We start from the raw sequence: 21,318 nt of genomic DNA on the forward strand, positions 1-21,318 counted from the left end.
CGCGAAAGCGGGCAATCCAGTATTCCAGAGACAGCAGTGCTCGAGCCGAAAAGCCGCGGCGTACTGGATGCCCCGCTTTCGCGGAGCAGACACCGGCTTTGTAGGGACACTTGCGAAAGAACGCTGATCACATGATCGACCACGCCACCCTCATCACTTACATCCTCATGGTGCTCGGCTTCGTCTTCATCCCGGGCCCGGCGACGCTGCTCACCATGGCGCGGGCGGCAAGCTCGGGGACGAAGGTCGGCATCGCGACGGGGGCGGGGATCGCGGCCGGCGATCTGATCCACACCTCGATGGCGATCGTCGGCCTGTCGGCGATCATCGCGACCTCTGCGCTGCTGTTCAGCATCGTCAAATATGCGGGCGCGGCGTTCCTGATCTATCTCGGCATTCGCGCCATGCTCGACAAGGCGCCGATCGAGCTGAACGGAGGCGCGCCGGCAATCGGCGCCGGCCGCGCCTTCCGGCAGGCCGTGCTGACCGAAGTGCTCAATCCCAAGACCGCGCTGTTCTTCCTGGCCTTCCTGCCGCAATTCGTCACGCCGGAGCACGGCGCGATCTCGCTTCAGCTCGCCATTCTCGGGGGCGTCTTCGTGCTGCTCGGCCTGCTCAGCACCGTCGTGTTCGCCGTCGGCGCCGGCCGTCTCGGCAATCTCCTGCGCCGCCATCCGGCGGTGGTGAAGTGGCAGGGCAAAGTGGTCGGCACCATCTACTGCGCCGTCGGCGTCCGGCTGGCGTTGCAGGAGCGCTGAGGCACGGCGGAGCTCTCGTAGGGTGGGCAAAAGCGCGTAGCGCCGTGCCCACCATCTGTCCGTGATCAGCGAAAATGGTGGGCACGCTTCCGCCTTCGCTCTGCGAGCTACGGCGGACAAGCCGCTTTGCCCACCCTACGGCACCTACGATGCCGCCTTCGCACAATGCGCGATCAGCTTCTCGACGAAGCCCGCGCATTTCTCCAGCTCCGCCATCTCCACGAACTCATCCGGCGTGTGCGCCTGCGCGATCGAGCCCGGGCCGATCACGACCGACGGCACATCGGCCATGCTGGCGAACAGGCTCGCCTCGGTGCCGAACGCGACCTTGGCGTGGTCGTTGCGGCCTGCAAGGCTTTTTGCCAGCGTGACGATCGCCGCATCGGCGGCGGTGTCGAGCGCGGGATAATCGAGGATCTCCTCGAAATCGATGCCGCATTCGGGATGCCTCGCCTTCATCGCCGGCTCGAGCTCGGCCTTGGCCCAGGCGACGATCGCATCGGTCACTTCCCGGGATTCGGTGATGCCGATGCCGCGGCATTCGAAATCCACCGTGCAGGTGTCGGGAACGATGTTCAGCGCGGCGCCGCCATGCACGATGCTGGTGAGCAGCGTCGAATGCGGAACGTCGTAGAGGCTGTCCGTCGACCGCGCGGCCGCGAGCTTCTCGGCGCGGCGGCGGATCTCGACGATCAGCTCGGCGGCATATTCGATCGCGTTGACGCCGTCGGGCGCGATCGAGGAATGACGGGCGAGGCCATGGAACGTGGCGCGCACGCCGTGCTTGCCCTTGTGGCCGATGATGACCTGCATCTGGGTCGGCTCGCCGATGAAGGCACCGAGCGGCCTGACCTTCTTCTTTGCCACCTCGCGCAGCATCGGCCGCACGCCGACGCAGCCGATTTCTTCATCATAGGAGATCGCGAGATGAATCGGCGTGTTCAGTTTGGCTTCCAGCATCTCCGGCACCATGGCGAGGCACACCGCCACAAAGCCCTTCATGTCGGTGGTACCGCGGCCATAGAGCTTGCCGTCGCGTTCGACCAGCTTGAACGGATCATGGCTCCAGTCCTGGCCGATAACAGGCACGACGTCGGTATGGCCTGACAGCACGAAGCCGGGGCGATCCTCGGGCCCGATCGTCACCCACAGCGAGGATTTTTGCCCGGTCTCGTCGATGATGCGCTCGCCCTTGATACCGAGGAAGGCGAGATAGCTCTCGATGTGGGCGATCAGGGGCAAATTGGTGCGATCGCTGATCGTGTCGAAGCCGACGAGGTCGGCAAGCAGGTGGCGGATGCGATCGGGTCTTGAGCTCGGGAAGATCGGGTTCGGCATTGTCTTTTCTTGTCGGGGATTGCGGAGGCTGAAGTTGGCTGCATGAACCATACCAACGTGGTGGGTAGTCGGGCAAATCAAGATCGCAACCGTCATTCCGGGGCGATGCGGAGCATCGATCCCGGAATCCATCGGGCCGCATCACGCGCGGCGAAATGGATTCCGGGTTCGCGCCTTCGTAGCGCCCCGGAATGACGAGGGAGAGCTGCATCTCGTGTTGCCCGTCGGGCAAAACACCCCAATGCTCGGTCAACCCGCGATCTCAAATATATTCCGCTTTACCGAAATTCGGAAATCGCGTATGTGTCACCGCAACCCGGCCCAAGGAAGAGGGGCGTATCGCGATCGTCACGAACGTGGGCTGGGCGGCGGCGGGCGTGGACCACATCGGCGCGACAAGCTTCGCAGGGCGGGCGACCGTGAGCGAGGGCCTCGCGCCAACGACAGGTGCGGTTCACGTACGGCAAAATCGTGTGGTCCTGACGCCCGGGGTCTGTGCGTCAAGTCTTGCGGTGATGTGTGCTGTCCAACCGGGCACGCGCATCAGTCATCCGCACGGTGACGGGGGCAATAGTGCATCGCTCCCCGGGGAGATCACGACATAAGCCGTAAAACCACTGCGCAGGGAAGGCCGGGATGTCTCCGGTTGCCCTGTTACCCGCTGTGCATCGTAGCGCAATCTACTCATGGCATAGCGGTCAATGGGAGCCAGCCGGCTCCCGGTCTTCCCTGCGCCCTCTTTCACTGGGGGTGATGAGGTGCAGCAAAGCTCGGGCGGAAGATGCCGCGAGGATGCGAAGGCGTGTCTGCGATGAAGATGCAAATTGAAAGAGCGACGCCGTCACCCCACACTCCGTCATTGCGAGGAGCCCTTGCGACGAAGCAATCCAGAGTCCCTCCGCAGAGAAGATTCTGGATTGCTTCGCTGCGCTCGCAATGACGGCGTTGCAACAGGTGTGCACGAAAACTCAGGTCTCGTGCCCCGGACGCAGCGCAGCGCTTCTTCAGCGGTGCGCTGCTGAGCCGGGGCCCATGCTTGAGGCACTCTGGGTCCCGGCTCTGCGCAGCAACGCTTGCGCGTTGCAGCGCGTCCGGGACACGAGAGGGTTAAACCGGTTTTCCCGTGTACGGCATCGACGCGGTGAGGCCGCCGTCCACCGGGAACGCCTGGCCGTTGACATACGACGCTTCGTCGCTCGCCAGGAACAACCCCATCGCGGCGAGCTCATGCGGCTGGCCGGGGCGCTTCAGCGGATTGAGCTGGCCGATCTTGTCCTGGGTGCCGCGCTCCTTGGCGCGGTCGAAGATCGGCTTGGTCATGCCGGTTTCGATCAGGCCGGGGCACACCGCGTTGATGCGCACGCCGGTGCCGGTGAGCGAATAGGCGGTGGTCTGCACCAGGCTGATGACGCCGGCCTTGCTGGCCGCGTACGGATGTCCGCTGGCGCCAGCCTTGAGACCCGCGACGGACGCCGTGAGCACGATCGCGCCGGCCTGCTGCTTCACCATATGCGGCATTGCGTACTTCACCGCGAGGAACGGGCCGATCAGGTTGATACGCAAGATTTCCTGCCAGTGCTCGACGGTCTGCTCGGCAAGCGGAACGAGCCCGCCGGAGATTCCGGCATTGGCCCAGATCACGTCGAGCCTTCCATGCGTCTTCACGGCCTTGTCGATCACCGCGATGACGTCCTTTTCGGAGCCGGCATCGGCGACCATGGCTTCGGCGATGCCGCCGGCCTTCTTCACCTCGTCGACCGTCTCCTTCACCGCCTCGGTGCGATCGACCGCGATCAACTTTGCGCCTTCCTTGGTGAAGAGGAGTGCGGCGGCGCGGCCGATGCCGCTGCCGGCGCCGGTAATGATGACGGATTTGCCCTGCAGGCGGCCCATGTGTTTCTCCCTTTTTGCTCGCGCGCAGCGCTTGCCGCGCGACGGAATTTCAAACAGAATTTCAAACGGTAAAGTGTCTTGAGACACGTTCACTCCTGACGTACAGCGACATCACACGGGATGGAAGAGCTTCGATGGCAGCCGCAGACAAGCCGAAAGTGGTCACGACACGGTGGTGGTGGGTTCGTCACGCGCCGGTGCGCAATGACGGCGGCAACATCTACGGGCAGAGCGATATCGCCTGCGACACCAGCGACACCTACGTGTTCAATGCCGTTGCCAAGGTGCTGCCACGCAGTGCGGTCTGGTATTCGAGCAATCTCATGCGCACGCACCAGACCGCGGAGGCGATCTGGGAGGCGGGCTACCCGCGGCCCGCATCGATGAAGTGGGAAGCGGACCTCGCCGAGCAAAATCTCGGCCGCTGGCAGGGCATGAATCGCGCCGAGTTCATCGCAAGCCGTCCCGTCGGCACGAGCTGGTTCGCCGACATCAACGAGCCGGCACCCGGCGGCGAGAGCTTCATGGATCTCTACAACCGCACGCGCCGTACCGTCGAGCGGATCAACAATGAAGCTGCTGGCCAGGACGTCATCGCGGTCGCGCATGGCGGCACCATCAAGGCGGCGATCGGTCTGGCGCTCGAGGGCCAGGTGGAGCGGGCGCTGGCGTTCGACATCGACAATGTGTCGATCACGCGGCTTGATTATTTCTCAAGCCCCGAACGCTCGGTCTGGCGGTTGCCGATGGTGAACCAGCAGCCGTGGATCGCGGACGACGCGCATGCAGAGATGCACCAGCCGGCGGGGCCGGAAGTGAAGAAGCTCGCCTGACACCGCTGTCCGCGCGAGCAGACGCGGCGTAGACTTCAGGCCAAATCAAATCGTACCTTGGGAGGAAAGCATGACCTTGTTCGACATGAAGGGGAAAGTCGCCGTCATCACCGGCTCGACGCGCGGCATCGGGCTTGCGATCGCCGAGCGTATGGCCGAGCACGGCGCCAAGGTCGTGATCTCATCGCGCAAGGCCGATGTCTGCGAGCAGGTCGCCAAGGACATCAACGACAAGCTCGGCAAGGGCACCGCGGTCGCGATCGCGGCCAACATCTCGTCAAAAGAGAATCTGCAAAATCTCGTCGACGAGAGCAACCGCGCCTTCGGCAAGATCGACGTGCTGGTCTGCAACGCCGCCTCGAACCCGTATTACGGTCCGCTCGCCGGCATCTCCGACGATCAGTTCCGCAAGATCCTCGACAACAACATCGTCGCCAACAACTGGCTGATCTCGATGGTGGTGCCGCAGATGATCGAGCGCAAGGACGGCTCGGTGATCATCGTGTCCTCGATCGGCGGCCTCAAGGGCTCGACCATCCTCGGCGCCTACGCGATCTCCAAGGCCGCCGACATGCAGCTCGCGCGCAACCTCGCTTGCGAATACGGCAAGCACAACATCCGCGTGAACTGCATCGCGCCCGGCCTGATCAAGACCGATTTCGCCAAGGCGCTGTGGGACAATCCGGAGAACCTGAAGGCCTCCACCTCGCGCTCGCCGCTCCTGCGCATCGGCATCCCCGACGAGATCGCGGGCGCCGCGGTGTTCCTGGGCTCCAAGGCCGGCGACTTCATGACCGGCCAGACCATGGTCATCGACGGCGGCGCGACGATCAGTTGAGGCGTCGCGCGGGAGGGGCACGTGGCCCACCCAACAACAGGTGTCATCGCCCGCGAAGGCGGGCGATCCAGTACTCCGCGGCGGAAGTTTGTTCACACAACTGCGGCCGCGGAGTACTGGATGCCCCGCCGGAGCCTGTCATCGGGCTCGCCGAAGGCGAGACCCGGTGGCGGGGCATGACAGTGAGGGTGGAGATGCGCCGTCCCGTCACTCCACCGCCGCGTAAACCAGGTCCCGCACCAAGGTCCGCGTGAAATTACGCTGTCCCGGGCCCTGGCTCATGAACACCGTGAGCAGATCCTCCTTCGGATCGACCCAGAAGAACGTCCCCCCGATGCCGCTCCAGAAATACTGGCCGACGCTGCCGGGGAAGGGCGCGATGCCGGCGTCGCGGCGGACGGCAAAGCCGAGGCCGAAGCCGTGGCCGGGCGAGAGCAGCGTGCCGTTGGCGACGACATGCGGCCCGAGATGATCTGATGCCATCAGCTCCAGAGTCTTGCGGCCGATGATCCTGTTGCCATCGAGCGTGCCGCCATTGCGCAGCATCAGCGCGAAGCGGGCATAGTCCATCGTGGTGGAGACCAGGCCGCCGCCGCCGGACTCCATCACAGGCTGCTCGAGCATGTTGAACAGCGCGACCTTGTCGCCGGTCCAGGGATCGGCCGCGAACGCCTCGGCGAGCCGGCCAGCATTGGTCTCAGCGGTCGAGAAGCCGGTCTCGGTCATCTGAAGTGGCGCAAGGATGCGCGCGGCGAGGTACGCGCCGAGCGACTTGCCGCTGATGATTTCGATGATGCGGCCGAGGATGTCGGTGGAGCGGCTGTAGTTGAACTCGTCGCCGGGATGACAGACGAGGGGGAAGCTCGCCACCAGCGCGGCGTGCTCGGCATTGGTGATCTTGCGGCTGCGGACGCGGGACTCCTGATAGAGCTTGTGCACGGGGCCGTCGCCCTGGTGCTCGTAGGTCAGGCCCGAGGTGTGGCGGAGCAGGTCCTGCACCGTCATCGGCCGCCGGAGCGGAACCAGTTCCAGCTTGCCGCCGCTGACGACGCCGACCTTCTGATCAGCGAACTCCGGAATGAACTTGGCAACGGGATCGCCGAGGAGCAGGTGGCCGTCCTCGACCAGCATCATGATGCCGACGGAGACGATCGGCTTGGTCATCGAGAAGATGCGGAAGATCGAATCAAGCGCCATCGGCGCGGACCCCGCCGGGCTCTGCTTGCCGAGCGCCTCGAACCATCCGACCTGGCCGCCTCTCGCCACCAGCACGGTCACGCCGGGCACGGTTCCCTTGTCGATCTCGCGCTTGAACGCATCCGACATCGCCTGGAGGCGGGGGCGCGACAGACCCAGCGTCTCGGGCTTGGCCTCGGGGAGAGGCGGGGTTTTCGGCGCGGTCGAGGGGCGGGCGGCGGCTGTCGCGGTCATGTTCACTCCCGGAGGCACATTATTGTCGGGAATGGACTGTGGCCCAGAAGGCGCGGCACAAACAAGCGAAGCCAGCGCGCTTCACCCTTGCAAACCAGCCACCCCCTGTGCTTGAAAGCGCCCCTGATCCGCGTGGCGACGCGAGGGTCCGTAGGAGTGTAGCTCAATTGGTAGAGCACCGGTCTCCAAAACCGGGGGTCGCAGGTTCGAGCCCTGCCACTCCTGCCAGTCCATCCAGGTAATCAGGATCGAGGCAGGTCGGGTAACTCATTGATCCGGATCAGGTCCGCGCGCGGTTGCCGCGGGCATCCGGGCTCCGCCACACCTTGACCTTTGGCCCCATCCGCAGTATCTACCCGGCACTCGCAGCCGGCCCGTTGAGATGCGGATATCCGGCGCGGCTTTAAATCCCCGAACAATCGAGCCCGGTTTCCGGCTCATCCTTCGCGACAGAGGGCTGGGCCAACGGCGGCTGTTCGGGTCCCCGAAATTCATGCGCGTCTGGCGACGGACGTTGGACATTCAAACGATGGCAGTCAGCCCGTTCAAGTTCTTGCAGGAAGTGCGCTCGGAGACCGCCAAGGTCACCTGGCCGACCCGTCGTGAGACCACGATCACCACCATCATGGTGTTCGTGATGGTCGCCGTGGCCTCGGTCTTCTTCTTCGCCGCCGACCAGATCATCCGCTACCTCATCACCTTCCTCTTGGGCATTCACTGATGGCAACAGCAACTGCTCAATTGACCGACAAGCGCTGGTACATCGTCCACGCCTATTCGAACTTCGAGAAGAAGGTCGCCGAATCGATCCGCGAGCAGGCCAAGCAGCGCGGGCTCGAGGAACTGTTCGAGCTGGTGCTGGTTCCGACCGAGAAGGTCACGGAAGTGCGCCGCGGCCGCAAGATCGACGCCGAGCGCAAGTTCTTCCCGGGCTACGTGCTGGTGAAGATGAAGCTGACCGACGAGGCGTTTCATCTGATCAAGAACACCCCGAAGGTCACGGGCTTCCTCGGCGCGGAAAACAAGCCGATGCCGATCTCGGAAGCCGAGGCCATGCGCATCCTGCACCAGGTGCAGGAGGGCGTGGAACGGCCGAAGGCGTCGGTGTCGTTCGAGATCGGCGAGAACGTGCGCGTGGCCGACGGCCCGTTCGCCTCGTTCTCGGGTGTGGTCGAGGAAATCGACGAGGCCCGCTCGCGCGTGAAGGTCGCGGTGTCGATCTTCGGCCGCGCAACGCCGGTCGAGCTGGAATTCGGTCAGGTCGAGAAGGTCTGATCGGACGAGGCGTGAGGCTTTTGGGTCTCACGTAACAAGAGGCCGTGGGAGGACGCGGGCGGTTGCCAGCCGCTCAAGATCCCGACCACGAACCTGAAACCGCCGGCCCTGCCGGCACAACAGGAGTGATACATGGCAAAGAAAGTGACCGGATACCTGAAGCTTCAGGTCCCGGCCGGTGCGGCGAATCCTTCGCCCCCGATCGGTCCCGCGCTCGGTCAGCGCGGTCTCAACATCATGGAGTTCTGCAAGGCGTTCAACGCCCAGACTCAGAAGGAAGAGAAGAACACCCCGATCCCGGTGATCATCACCATTTACGCGGACCGTTCCTTCACCTTCGAGATGAAGACGCCGCCGATGTCCTACTTCCTCAAGCAGGCCGCCAAGATCCAGTCCGGCTCGAAGGCGCCGGGCCGTGACAAGGCCGGCAAGGTGACCAAGGCGCAAGTGCGCGAGATCGCCGAGAAGAAGATGAAGGACTTGAATTGCGACACCATCGAATCGGCCATGAAGATGGTCGAGGGCTCCGCCCGTTCGATGGGTCTGGAAGTTGCGGGGTAAGCGGTCATGGCAATCGGAAAGCGTTTGAACAAAGCCCGCGAAGGCATTGACCGCGAAAAGCTTTACCCGCTCGCGGACGCCATCAAGATGGTCAAGGAGCGCGCGAAAGCGAAGTTCGACGAGACCATCGAGGTTTCGATCAATCTCGGCGTCGATCCGCGTCACGCCGACCAGATGGTCCGCGGTGTCGTGACCCTGCCGAACGGCACCGGCCGTACGCTCCGCGTCGGCGTGTTCGCCCGCGGCGCCAAGGCTGACGAAGCCAAGGCCGCAGGTGCCGACGTCGTCGGCGCCGAGGACCTGGTCGAGAAGGTGCAGAACGGCTCGATCGATTTCGACCGCTGCATCGCCACCCCCGACATGATGCCGCTGGTCGGCCGTCTCGGTAAGGTGCTGGGCCCGCGCGGCCTGATGCCGAACCCGAAGATCGGCACCGTGACCATGGACGTCACCGGTGCGGTGAAGGGCGCCAAGGGCGGCTCGGTCGAGTTCCGTGTCGAGAAGGCCGGCATCCTGCAGGCCGGCGTCGGCAAGGCCTCGTTCTCCGAGGAGAAGCTGGTCGAGAACATCAAGGCTCTGGCCGATGCCGTCTCGAAGGCGAAGCCGGCCGGCTCCAAGGGCACCTACATCCAGCGTGTTGCGGTGTCCTCGACGATGGGCCCGGGTGTGAAGGTTGAGCCGGGCACCATTCTCGGCTGAGGTTTGGGAATTGCATGAGGCGAGGGGCGGAATTGGGCAACCGATTCCGCCCCTTTCGTTTGTCTGCGGGATTCACCGGAAACAAGAACAATGGCTGACAAGGTCCTGATCTATTCGCGCTTTCCCAAGACGATGATGGCGCGCTTCGCCGAGCGGTTCGAGCTGCTCCACACCGGTGGCAAGCCCGCGCACGAGGTGTTTCCGGCCGGCGAGCTCGGCGACATCCGCGCGATGCTGACCGCTGGCGGCTCGCCGCTCGGCGCGGAGGCGATGGACCTGTTTCCGGAGCTCGGCACCATCGTTTGCTATGGCACCGGCTATGACGGCGTCGATCTGAAGGCCGCCGCCGCCCGAAACATTGCAGTCGGTCACAGCCCCGGCGCCAATGCCGCCTCGGTCGCCGACATCGCGATGACCCTGATGCTGGCGACGACGCGGCGGATTTTGGTGGCCGACCAATATGTCCGCAGCGGCGACTGGGCCGCGTCGAAGCAGTCGCCGATGATGCGGCCCCAGGCTGGCATGCCCGGCCGCCGCATCGGCGTCTACGGCATGGGCGAGATCGGCCGCAAGATCGCCGCACGCTGCGCCGCCTTCGAGAGCGAGGTCGGCTATTTCAGTCGCACCAAGTACGATCTGCCGTATCAGTATTTCGCGTCGCTGGAGGCGCTGGCCGACTGGTGCAGCGTGCTGATGATCGCGGTCCGGGCGGGGGCCGAGACCCAGCATGTCGTCAATGCCGATATCCTGAAGCGCCTCGGCGCGGACGGCTATGTCGTCAATATTTCCCGCGGCTCTGTGATCGACGAGAAGGCCCTGGTCGCGGCGCTCACCGACAAGACCATTGCCGGCGCCGGCCTCGACGTCTTCGAGAAGGAACCGCACGCCCCCGACGCGCTGACCGCGCTGCCCAACGTCGTGTTCGCCCCGCATATCGGCGGCCATACCCTGGACTCGCATGTCGCCATGCAGAACTGCGTGCTGGCAAACCTCACCGCGTTTTTCGCGGGCGAGCCGCTGCCTTACGCGGTCAAATCGGCCTGAATCGGCCCTTATCGGCCCGTCTCAGGCCCCGCCGGCATCGGATTGGAACTGGTGTGAATTTTGCTCTTGGCAAGCCGGCAGAGAGCGGTTAAAGAACCGCTTCCGGACGTGCCGGCCTCGGCTGGCGCGTTCGTGCACGCATTCCGAAAACCCGACACGGCAGGAGATCATTCCTTTTCAGGACGTCCGCGAGGATTTGCCCGAAAAGGAAGGAAAAACTGTCGGCCGGTAGGGATGCGGGCAGAGGTCGGGCGGTTCGCCGGCTGACCTTGTCCTGTCCAAGACTGCAGGCGCCTGCGGGGAATTTCGATTTCTCAACGGCTTAATCGCATGGCCTGCATAGACGGGTGAAGACCGGATTTCACTTCGCACCCAGCTTTAAGGGCTGGCTTCGCGAAACGGGTCTGGTTCGGACCTCGACACGCCGTGGACCTCTAAGGGGTTCCCGGAGGGCAGGCTTTGAATCGTCGTCGTGCCCGGCGTGTCCTGGGGGATTTGGCCCCGAGGTTCAGGTTTGGGTGGGACGATGGGTGCAACCCGGCGGTCCCGCTTCTCGCGATGACCGCCAACCGGAGAGAGCTTGCTGTGGAACGAGCGGCAAAAAAGGAAGCGGTCGAACAGCTCAATGAGGTCTTCAAGACCACGAGCGTCGCGGTCGTTGCTCAATATTCCGGCCTCACCGTCGCCCAGATGCAGAAGCTGCGCCAGCAGATGAAGCAGGCGGGCGCTGCGGTGAAGGTCTCGAAGAACCGTCTCGCCAAAATTGCTCTTGAAGGCACTGACGTCGTTGCCATCGGCCCCATGCTGAAGGGACCGACCGTGATCGCCACTTCGAACGATCCGGTAGCGGCGCCAAAGGTCGCCATCGAATTCGCCAAGGCGAACGAAAAGTTCGTCATCGTCGGCGGATCGATGGGGAAGACCGTCCTGAATGTCGACGGCGTGAAGGCGCTTGCCTCGCTGCCGTCGCTTGACGAACTGCGCGGCAAGATCGTCGGCCTCATCGTGGCCCCGGCGACCAAGCTGGCTCAGCTCGCCAACGCGCCCGCGGGCAAGCTCGCGCGCGTCATCCAGGCTCATGCCTCAAAGGGCGAAGCGGCCTGACGCCCTTCGCAAAACTCAAACCCGAACCAGACATACACGTAAGGAAACTGAACAATGGCTGACTTGCAGAAGATCGTTGACGACCTCTCGAGCCTCACCGTGCTCGAAGCCGCTGAACTGGCGAAGCTCCTCGAAGAGAAGTGGGGCGTTTCGGCTGCCGCGGCTGTCGCCGTGGCCGGCCCGGCTGGTGGTGGCGCTGCCGCCGCTCCGGCGGAAGAGAAGACCGAGTTCACGGTCGTTCTCGCCTCTGCCGGCGAGAAGAAGATCGAGGTCATCAAGGAAGTCCGCGCCATCACCGGTCTCGGCCTCAAGGAAGCAAAGGACCTCGTCGAGGGTGCTCCGAAGCCGCTGAAGGAAGGCGTGAACAAGGAAGAAGCCGAGAAGATCAAGGCCCAGATCGAGAAGGCTGGCGCCAAGGTCGAGCTGAAGTAACGCAAGTTACTTCAGCGAAATCCCGGGCTCGCAAAGCGAGACCCGGGATCTCGTCCCAAGATCGTGGATGGCCGGGTCAAGCCCGGCCATGACGATCGGAAAGACCGAGGTCGGATGCAAAAGGCGTGCGACGGAACGACCCGACGCAGGCCGAACACGAAAAAGTGTGGGGATTTGAGGGTTTGACCCTCGAATCTGCACTATTGTCGCCCCATATCGGTTCGACAGCACGAAAGCACGGTGGGCAGGGATGCCGGATTTCCCTGTAAGCCGTTGGGAGAGCAGGCTATTTCGGGCTTTTGCAGTCCGTGAAGACGATCGTTGTGACGGGCGGGCGCGCAGCAGCGCCCCGCGCGTCGTTTTGCGTTTTGAAGGTCTGAAGAACAGATTCAGGACATTCCCGCCTGAAACTGAGTTTCCGGCCCCCAAAGCGGGTTCGAAAAATTCAACCCGGAGAGCGGTGGCAGCCGCGTTCCGGACGGCGCGCCCAGAGCGGGCGACGAAATGAGAGGCCACGATGGCGCAGCAGACATTCACCGGTCGCAAACGCGTTCGCAAGTTCTTCGGACACATCAAGGAAGTCGCCGAGATGCCGAACCTCATCGAGGTTCAGAAGGCGTCCTATGACCAGTTCCTGATGGTCGACGAGCCCACCGGCGGCCGTCTCGACGAGGGTCTGCAGGCGGTGTTCCGCTCGGTGTTCCCGATCTCCGACTTTTCGGGCACCTCGATGCTGGAATTCGTCCGCTACGAGTTCGAGCAGCCGAAATACGACGTCGACGAGTGCCGCCAGCGCGGCATGACCTTCGCGGCTCCCCTCAAGGTGACGCTGCGCCTCATCGTGTTCGATATCGACGAGGAAACCGGCGCGAAGTCGGTCAAGGACATCAAGGAGCAGGACGTCTACATGGGCGACATCCCGCTCATGACCATGAACGGCACCTTCATCGTCAACGGCACCGAGCGCGTCATCGTCTCGCAGATGCACCGTTCGCCGGGCGTGTTCTTCGACCACGACAAGGGCAAGACCCATTCCTCGGGCAAGCTGCTGTTCGCCGCCCGCGTGATCCCGTATCGCGGCTCCTGGCTCGACATCGAGTTCGACGCCAAGGACATCGTCTATGCGCGTATCGACCGTCGCCGCAAGATTCCGGTGACGTCGCTGATGTTCGCGCTCGGCCTCGATGGCGAAGCGATCCTGTCCACGTTCTACAAGAAGATCCTCTACAAGCGGACCAAGGAAGGCTGGCGCGTTCCGTTCGACGCCAACCGTTTCCGCGGCTACTCGACCGTCAACGACCTGATCGACGCCGACACCGGCAAGGTCGTGCTCGAGGCCGGCAAGAAGCTCACCGTCCGTGCCGCCCGCCAGCTCCAGGAGAAGGGGCTGAAGGCGCTGCGCATGGCCGATGAGGAGCTGGTCGGCAACTATGTCGCCGAGGACCTCGTCAACCCGAAGACGGGTGAGATCCACGCGGAAGCCGGTGAGGAAATCACCGACAAGCTGATGAAGGCGCTCAACGAGCAGGGCTACAAGGAGCTGCCGCTGCTCGACATCGACCACGTCAATGTCGGCCCCTACATCCGCAACACGCTCTCGGCCGACAAGAACATGACGCGCGAGGACGCGCTGTTCGACATCTACCGCGTGATGCGTCCGGGCGAGCCGCCGACGCTGGAATCGGCGCAGGCCATGTTCCAGTCGCTGTTCTTCGACGCCGAGCGCTACGACCTCTCCGCGGTCGGCCGCGTCAAGATGAACATGCGCCTCGACCTCGATGCGCCGGACACCCAGCGTACGCTGCGCAAGGAAGACATCCTCTCGGTCATCAAGACCCTGGTGGACCTGCGCGACGGCAAGGGCGAGATCGACGACATCGACCATCTCGGCAACCGCCGTGTGCGCTCGGTCGGCGAGCTCATGGAGAACCAGTACCGTATCGGCCTGCTCCGCATGGAGCGCGCCATCAAGGAGCGCATGTCCTCGGTCGACATCGACACGGTCATGCCGCAGGACCTGATCAACGCCAAGCCCGCGGCTGCCGCCGTGCGCGAGTTCTTCGGCTCCTCGCAGCTCTCGCAGTTCATGGACCAGACCAACCCGCTCTCGGAGATCACCCACAAGCGCCGCCTCTCGGCGCTTGGACCGGGCGGTCTGACCCGCGAGCGCGCCGGCTTCGAAGTCCGCGACGTGCATCCGACCCATTACGGCCGTATCTGCCCGATCGAGACGCCGGAAGGTCCGAACATCGGCCTGATCAACTCGCTCGCGACCTTCGCGCGCGTGAACAAGTACGGCTTCGTCGAGACGCCTTACCGCAAGGTCAAGGACGGCCGCGTCACCGACGAGGTCGTGTACCTCTCGGCTATGGAAGAGGGCCGCTACACGGTCGCGCAGGCCAACGTGCCGCTCGACCCGAAGGGCCGCTTCACCGAAGACCTCGTGGTCTGCCGTCACGCCGGCGAAGTTCTGCCGGTGACGCCGGACAAGGTCGACTACATGGACGTGTCGCCGAAGCAGCTCGTTTCGGTCGCCGCGGCGCTGATCCCGTTCCTCGAGAACGACGACGCCAACCGCGCGCTGATGGGCTCGAACATGCAGCGCCAGGCGGTGCCGCTGGTTCGCGCCGAGGCGCCGTTCGTCGGCACCGGCATGGAAGGCGTGGTTGCCCGTGACTCGGGTGCCGCGATCGCGGCGCGCCGTTCGGGCGTGATCGACCAGATCGACGCCACCCGCGTCGTCATCCGCGCCACGGAAGATCTCGATCCGACCAAGTCGGGCGTCGATATCTACCGCCTGATGAAGTACCAGCGCTCCAACCAGTCGACCTGCATCAACCAGCGTCCGCTGGTGAAGGTCGGCGACATCGTCAAGAAGGGCGACATCATCGCCGACGGTCCGTCGACCGATCTCGGCGAGCTCGCGCTCGGCCGGAACGTGCTCGTCGCGTTCATGCCGTGGAACGGTTACAACTTCGAAGACTCGATCCTGCTCTCCGAGCGGATCGTGAAGGAAGACGTCTTCACCTCGATCCACATCGAGGAGTTCGAGGTGATGGCCCGCGACACCAAGCTCGGGCCTGAGGAAATCACCCGCGACATTCCGAACGTCTCGGAAGAAGCACTGAAGAACCTCGACGAAGCCGGTATCGTCTACATCGGTGCGGAAGTGCGCGCCGGCGACATCCTGGTCGGCAAGATCACGCCGAAGGGCGAAAGCCCGATGACGCCGGAAGAAAAGCTGCTGCGCGCCATCTTCGGCGAGAAGGCCTCCGACGTCCGCGACACCTCGCTGCGCGTTCCTCCGGGCGTGCAGGGCACGATCGTGGAAGTGCGCGTGTTCAACCGCCACGGCGTCGACAAGGACGAGCGTGCACTGGCGATCGAGCGGGAAGAGATCGAGCGTCTGGCCAAGGACCGCGACGACGAGCAGGCGATCCTGGACCGCAACGTCTACAATCGTCTTGCCGAGCTGCTCGAGGGGCGGCAGGGCATTGCCGGTCCGAAGGGCTTCAAGAAGGACACCAAGATCACCCGCGCGGTGCTCGAGGAGTACCCGAAGTCGCAGTGGTGGCTGTTCGCTTCGCCCAACGACAAGCTGATGGCCGAGATCGAGGCCATGCGGAAGCAGTACGACGAGTCGAAGAAGGGGCTTGAACAGCGCTTCCTCGACAAGGTCGAGAAGCTCCAGCGCGGTGACGAATTGCCGCCCGGCGTGATGAAGATGGTCAAGGTCTTCGTCGCGGTGAAGCGCAAGATCCAGCCCGGCGACAAGATGGCCGGCCGCCACGGCAACAAGGGCGTGGTGTCGAAGATCGTGCCGATCGAGGACATGCCGTTCCTCGAAGACGGTACGCACGCCGACATCGTGCTCAACCCGCTGGGCGTGCCCTCGCGCATGAACGTCGGACAGATCCTCGAGACCCATCTCGGCTGGGCCTGCGCCGGCCTCGGCAAGCGTATCGGTCAGACGGTCGATGCCTACCTGTCGAAGCAGGACATCAAGCCGCTGAAGGAAACCTTGAAGAAGGTCTACGGCGAGGACGAGACCATCAAGACGCTCAACGACAACGAGCTGCTCGAGCTTGGCCACAACCTCAGCCGCGGCGTGCCGATCGCAACCCCGGTGTTCGACGGCGCCAAGGAAGCCGACATCGAGGAGATGCTGAAGCTCGCCGGTCTGGACGCTTCGGGTCAGTCGACCGTCTATGACGGCCGCACCGGCGATGCCTTCGATCGCAAGGTGACGGTGGGCTACATCTACATGCTCAAGCTGCACCATCTGGTCGACGACAAGATCCATGCGCGTTCGATCGGTCCGTACTCGCTCGTCACCCAGCAGCCGCTGGGCGGCAAGGCGCAGTTCGGTGGCCAGCGCTTCGGCGAAATGGAGGTGTGGGCGCTCGAGGCTTACGGCGCGGCGTACACGCTCCAGGAGATGCTGACGGTGAAGTCGGACGACGTCGCCGGCCGCACCAAGGTGTACGAGGCGATCGTGCGCGGCGACGACACGTTCGAGGCCGGCATTCCGGAATCGTTCAACGTGCTGGTCAAGGAAATGCGCTCGCTCGGCCTCAACGTCGACCTGCACAACTCCAAGATGGGACCGGCGCCGACGTCGGAAGCGGCCGAGTAATTCGACCTTTCATGCCCGGCCGTTGACGGCCGGGCATCGGCGCCCGGCCTGAGGCCTTGAGGGTAGGGCGCCCTGCTCGAGTGATTTTCGAATTTGCGGCCGGAGGCGACCGGCACGCGAGGAGAAGACGATGAACCAAGAAATTATGAATCTCTTCAACCCGACGACGCCGGCTCAGGTCTTCGACCAGATCCGGATCTCGATCGCGTCTCCAGAGAAGATTCTGTCCTGGTCCTACGGCGAGATCAAGAAGCCGGAGACCATCAACTACCGTACCTTCAAGCCCGAGCGCGACGGCCTGTTCTGCGCCCGCATCTTCGGGCCGATCAAGGACTACGAGTGCTTGTGCGGCAAGTACAAGCGCATGAAGTACAAGGGCATCATCTGCGAGAAGTGCTCGGTCGAGGTCACGCTGTCGCGCGTCCGGCGCGAGCGCATGGGCCATATCGAGCTCGCCGCGCCCGTCGCCCACATCTGGTTCCTGAAGTCGTTGCCCTCGCGCATCGGCCTTCTGCTGGACATGACGCTGAAGGATCTCGAGCGGATCCTCTACTTCGAATACTACGTCGTGCTCGAGCCGGGTCTCACCGCGCTCAAGGACCGTCAGCTGCTGTCGGAAGACGAGTATCTGAAGGCGCAGGACGAATACGGCCAGGACAGCTTCACCGCCATGATCGGCGCCGAAGCGATCCGCGAGCTGCTCAAGGGCATGGACCTCGAGAAGCTCGAGGCCTCGCTGCGCGTCGAGATGCAGGAGACCGACTCCGACATCAAGCACAAGAAGCTCGCCAAGCGCCTGAAGATCGTCGAAGCGTTCCGCCACTCCGGCAACAAGCCGGAATGGATGATCATGACCGTGGTTCCGGTGATTCCGCCGGATCTGCGTCCGCTGGTGCCGCTCGACGGCGGCCGCTTCGCGACCTCGGACCTCAACGACCTCTACCGCCGCGTCATCAACCGCAACAACCGCTTGAAGCGGCTGATGGAGCTGCGCGCGCCCGACATCATCATCCGCAACGAGAAGCGCATGCTTCAGGAAGCGGTCGATGCGCTGTTCGACAACGGCCGCCGCGGCCGCGTCATCACGGGCGCCAACAAGCGTCCGCTGAAGTCGCTCGCCGACATGCTCAAGGGCAAGCAGGGCCGCTTCCGTCAGAACCTGCTCGGCAAGCGCGTCGACTATTCGGGCCGTTCGGTGATCGTGGTCGGTCCCGAGCTGCGCCTGCATCAGTGCGGCCTGCCGAAGAAGATGGCGCTCGAGCTGTTCAAGCCGTTCATCTATTCGCGGCTTGACGCCAAGGGCCTGTCCACCACCGTGAAGCAGGCCAAGAAGCTGGTCGAGAAGGAGCGGCCCGAGGTCTGGGACATCCTGGACGAGGTGATCCGCGAGCACCCGGTGCTGCTCAACCGCGCCCCGACGCTGCATCGTCTCGGCATTCAGGCGTTCGAGCCCGTGCTGATCGAGGGCAAGGCGATCCAGCTTCACCCGCTGGTCTGCTCGGCGTTCAACGCCGACTTCGACGGCGACCAGATGGCCGTGCACGTTCCGCTGTCGCTCGAAGCGCAGCTGGAAGCGCGCGTCCTGATGATGTCGACCAACAACATCCTGCATCCGGCCAACGGTCAGCCGATCATCGTGCCGTCGCAGGACATCGTGCTCGGTCTCTACTACGTCTCGATCATGCGCGAAGGCCTGCCCGGTGAGGGCAAGGTGTTCGGCGACATGGCCGAGCTCGAGCACGCGCTGCACGCCAAGGTCATCCACCTCCACACCAAGATCAAGTACCGGTGGGAGGGCATGGACGAGACCGGCAAGGTCTCCAAGCGCTGGATCGAGACCACCGCCGGCCGCGTCATGCTCGGCAACCTGCTGCCGAAGAACCCGCGCGTCACGTACGAGATCATCAACAAGCTGATGACCAAGCGCGAGATCTCGGGCGTCATCGACCAGGTCTACCGCCACTGCGGCCAGAAGGAGACGGTGATCTTCTGCGACCGCATCATGGCGCTCGGCTTCTACAACGCGTTCAAGGCCGGCATCTCGTTCGGCAAGGACGACATGGTCGTGCCGCACGGCAAGTGGAAGATCGTCGACACCACCCGTACGCTGGCGAAGGATTTCGAGCAGCAGTACAACGACGGCCTGATCACGCATGGCGAGAAGTACAACAAGGTCGTCGACGCCTGGTCGAAGGCCACGGAAGAAATCGCCAAGGCGATGATGAAGGAGATCTCCGCCACCAAGAAGACGGCGAGCGGAGCCGATGCCGACATCAACTCGATCTACATGATGGCCCACTCCGGTGCCCGCGGTTCGCCGGCCCAGATGCGCCAGCTCGCCGGCATGCGCGGCCTGATGGCCAAGCCGTCGGGTGAGATCATCGAGACGCCGATCATCTCGAACTTCAAGGAAGGCCTCTCGGTTCTCGAGTACTTCAACTCGACCCACGGCGCCCGCAAGGGCCTCGCGGATACCGCGTTGAAGACCGCGAACTCGGGCTACCTGACCCGTCGTCTCGTCGACGTCGCGCAGGACTGCATCATCACGCAGTCCGACTGCGGCACCAAGCTCGGCATCAAGATGCGCGCCATCGTCGATGCCGGCACCGTGGTTGCCTCGCTCGGCTCGCGCATCCTCGGACGCACGGCCTGCGAGGACATCCGTGACAGCTCGGGCAAGGTGATCATCAAGCGTGACACGCTGATGGAAGAGAGCCATCTGGAAGCCATCCAGCAGGGTGGTGTGCAGGAGGTGAAGATCCGTTCGGCTCTGACCTGCGAGCTCGTCAACGGCATCTGCGGCAAGTGCTACGGCCGCGACCTCGCCCGCGGCACGCCGGTCAACCACGGTGAAGCCGTCGGCGTCATCGCGGCGCAGTCGATCGGCGAGCCGGGCACCCAGCTCACCATGCGCACCTTCCACATCGGCGGCGCGGCGCAGCTCAACGAGCAGTCCTTCGTCGAAGCCAGCTTCGACGGCAAGATCGTGATCAGGAACAAGGCCATCGCCCGCAACAGCGAAGGCCACCTGATCGCGATGGTGCGCAACATGGTGGTGGCGATCGTCGATGCCGACGGCACCGAGCGTGCGACGCACCGTGTCCAGTACGGCTCGCGCCTGCACGTCGACGAGGGCGACATGGTCAAGCGCGGCCAGCGCGTCGTCGAGTGGGATCCCTACACCCGTCCGCTCCTCACCGAAGTCGAAGGTACGATCGGCTTCGAGGACCTGGTCGAGGGGCAGTCGATCTCGGAAACGCTCGACGAGGCCACCGGTATCGCCAAGCGCGTGGTCATCGACTGGCGCTCGACCCGCGGCGGCTCGGACCTGCGTCCGGCCATCGTGGTCAAGGGCAAGGACGGCAAGGTGCTCAAGCTCGCCCGTGGCGGCGATGCCCGCTACATGCTGTCGGTCGACGCCATTCTCTCGGTCGACGTCGGAGCCAAGGTCAATCCGGGCGACATCCTCGCCCGTGTCTCGACCGAAAGCGCCAAGACGCGTGACATCACCGGCGGTCTGCCGCGGGTGGCGGAACTGTTCGAGGCTCGGCGTCCGAAGGATGCGGCGATCATCGCCGAAATCGCGGGCACCATCCGGTTCGGTCGCGACTACAAGAATAAGCGTCGCATCTCGATCGAGCCGATGGACAAGACCGAGGAGCCGCGCGAGTACCTGATCCCGAAGGGCAAGCACATCCACCTTCAGGACGGCGACGTCGTCGAAAAGGGCGACTTCATCGTGGAAGGCAACCCGGCGCCGCACGACATCCTTGCGGTCAAGGGCATCGAGGAGCTCGCGGCCTATCTGGTCAACGAGATCCAGGAGGTCTACCGGCTCCAGGGCGTGCTCATCAACGACAAGCACATCGAGGTGATTGTCCGTCAGATGCTCCAGAAGGTGGAAGTCACCGACCAGGGCGATACGGACATGATCTCCGGCGAGCAGGTCGACAAGATCGAGTTCGACGCGCTGAACGAGAAGGCCAAGGAAGAGGGCAAGAAGCCCGCCACGGGTACGCCGGTTCTGCTCGGCATCACCAAGGCGAGCCTCCAGACGCGCTCGTTCTTCTCGGCGGCCTCGTTCCAGGAGACCACCCGCGTCCTCACGGAAGCGGCGGTCAACGGCAAGATCGATCCGCTCGAAGGGCTCAAGGAGAACGTCATCGTCGGCCGGCTGATCCCGGCGGGCACCGGCGCCTCCATGGCCAAGATCCGCGAAGTCGCGATGAAGCGCGACAAGCTGATCCTGGACGAGCGCGAGAAGCAGGCGGCCGTCGTGTCGCCGGCTCCGGAAGCGGAGCTTCCTGCGCTGCCGCCCGCGGAATGATCGTTCATCCGTAAGAATACCGAGGACAATGAAAAGGCCGGCGCAAGCCGGCCTTTTTGCTGCTTTGTTTGCCTGTTGCGGTGCGGGATCAACCTTTGTTCATCTTTCCTTCAGGCGCAAAAGCGCTTCTGCTAGGGCAGCTTAGACCG

15 protein-coding genes and 1 tRNA gene are annotated in these 21,318 nt (G+C 63.9%); 13 read left to right on the forward strand and 3 right to left on the reverse strand.

Annotated features, from left to right (window positions below):
* Positions 1-131 precede the first annotated feature (131 nt).
* A complete protein-coding gene (locus AAFG16_RS21335) occupies positions 132-758 on the forward strand; it encodes a LysE family translocator (protein ID WP_342740440.1) in 627 nt (208 codons plus the stop codon).
* Between the two features lie 144 nt (positions 759-902).
* Here AAFG16_RS21335 and argE read toward each other — a convergent pair whose 3' ends face one another.
* The gene (argE, locus tag AAFG16_RS21340; protein ID WP_342740441.1) at positions 903-2,096 is read right to left on the reverse strand and encodes an acetylornithine deacetylase; all 1,194 of its coding nucleotides are present in this window, start codon (positions 2,094-2,096) and stop codon (positions 903-905) included.
* A 1,107-nt stretch (positions 2,097-3,203) separates the two neighbouring features.
* Positions 3,204-3,989, reverse strand: coding sequence for an SDR family oxidoreductase (locus AAFG16_RS21345; RefSeq protein WP_342740442.1), 786 nt, complete (start codon positions 3,987-3,989; stop codon positions 3,204-3,206).
* A gap of 134 nt (positions 3,990-4,123) precedes the next feature.
* Here AAFG16_RS21345 and AAFG16_RS21350 point away from each other — a divergent pair, with 134 nt between their 5' ends.
* Positions 4,124-4,822, forward strand: a complete 699-nt coding sequence (locus AAFG16_RS21350; protein WP_283086226.1) for a histidine phosphatase family protein — start codon at positions 4,124-4,126, stop codon at positions 4,820-4,822.
* Between the two features lie 70 nt (positions 4,823-4,892).
* A complete protein-coding gene (locus tag AAFG16_RS21355; protein ID WP_283086227.1) occupies positions 4,893-5,660 on the forward strand; it encodes an SDR family oxidoreductase in 768 nt (255 codons plus the stop codon).
* 207 nt (positions 5,661-5,867) lie between these two features.
* Here the strand turns inward: AAFG16_RS21355 and AAFG16_RS21360 are convergent, their stop codons facing one another.
* Positions 5,868-7,091 (reverse strand): serine hydrolase domain-containing protein, encoded by a 1,224-nt coding sequence (locus AAFG16_RS21360; RefSeq protein WP_342740443.1) that lies wholly within the window; start codon positions 7,089-7,091, stop codon positions 5,868-5,870.
* 152 nt (positions 7,092-7,243) lie between these two features.
* Here AAFG16_RS21360 and AAFG16_RS21365 point away from each other — a divergent pair.
* The 10 genes from AAFG16_RS21365 to rpoC all read left to right on the forward strand — a co-directional run bounded on the left by AAFG16_RS21365 (position 7,244) and on the right by rpoC (position 21,169).
* Positions 7,244-7,319: transfer RNA gene (locus AAFG16_RS21365), tRNA-Trp, on the forward strand.
* A 301-nt stretch (positions 7,320-7,620) separates the two neighbouring features.
* Positions 7,621-7,812 carry a preprotein translocase subunit SecE gene (gene secE, locus AAFG16_RS21370; protein WP_027564420.1) on the forward strand — a complete coding sequence of 64 codons (192 nt, stop codon included), beginning with the start codon at positions 7,621-7,623 and terminating at the stop codon, positions 7,810-7,812.
* Entirely contained in the window at positions 7,812-8,366 is a 555-nt protein-coding gene (gene nusG, locus AAFG16_RS21375) for a transcription termination/antitermination protein NusG (RefSeq protein WP_027564419.1), read from the forward strand. The genes secE and nusG overlap by 1 nt, the downstream gene beginning before the upstream one ends.
* 132 nt (positions 8,367-8,498) lie before the next feature.
* Positions 8,499-8,927 (forward strand): 50S ribosomal protein L11, encoded by a 429-nt coding sequence (gene rplK, locus AAFG16_RS21380; RefSeq protein ID WP_011088164.1) that lies wholly within the window; start codon positions 8,499-8,501, stop codon positions 8,925-8,927.
* A gap of 6 nt (positions 8,928-8,933) precedes the next feature.
* Positions 8,934-9,626, forward strand: a complete 693-nt coding sequence (gene rplA, locus AAFG16_RS21385; RefSeq protein ID WP_035729586.1) for a 50S ribosomal protein L1 — start codon at positions 8,934-8,936, stop codon at positions 9,624-9,626.
* 90 nt (positions 9,627-9,716) lie between these two features.
* Entirely contained in the window at positions 9,717-10,670 is a 954-nt protein-coding gene (locus tag AAFG16_RS21390) for a 2-hydroxyacid dehydrogenase (RefSeq protein WP_342740444.1), read from the forward strand.
* A gap of 585 nt (positions 10,671-11,255) precedes the next feature.
* A complete protein-coding gene (gene rplJ, locus AAFG16_RS21395; RefSeq protein ID WP_025037001.1) occupies positions 11,256-11,774 on the forward strand; it encodes a 50S ribosomal protein L10 in 519 nt (172 codons plus the stop codon).
* A 54-nt stretch (positions 11,775-11,828) separates the two neighbouring features.
* Positions 11,829-12,206, forward strand: coding sequence for a 50S ribosomal protein L7/L12 (gene rplL, locus AAFG16_RS21400; RefSeq protein WP_018647233.1), 378 nt, complete (start codon positions 11,829-11,831; stop codon positions 12,204-12,206).
* A 517-nt stretch (positions 12,207-12,723) separates the two neighbouring features.
* Complete coding sequence (gene rpoB, locus AAFG16_RS21405; RefSeq protein WP_027564414.1) at positions 12,724-16,842, forward strand: DNA-directed RNA polymerase subunit beta; 4,119 nt, start codon at positions 12,724-12,726, stop codon at positions 16,840-16,842.
* A 130-nt stretch (positions 16,843-16,972) separates the two neighbouring features.
* On the forward strand, positions 16,973-21,169 hold the full coding sequence (rpoC, locus tag AAFG16_RS21410; RefSeq protein ID WP_283086230.1) for a DNA-directed RNA polymerase subunit beta': 4,197 nt from the start codon (positions 16,973-16,975) through the stop codon (positions 21,167-21,169).
* Positions 21,170-21,318 lie beyond the last annotated feature (149 nt).

It is taken from the genome of Bradyrhizobium sp. B117 (assembly GCF_038969555.1).
In the GTDB taxonomy this organism is placed as follows: Bacteria; Pseudomonadota; Alphaproteobacteria; order Rhizobiales; family Xanthobacteraceae; genus Bradyrhizobium.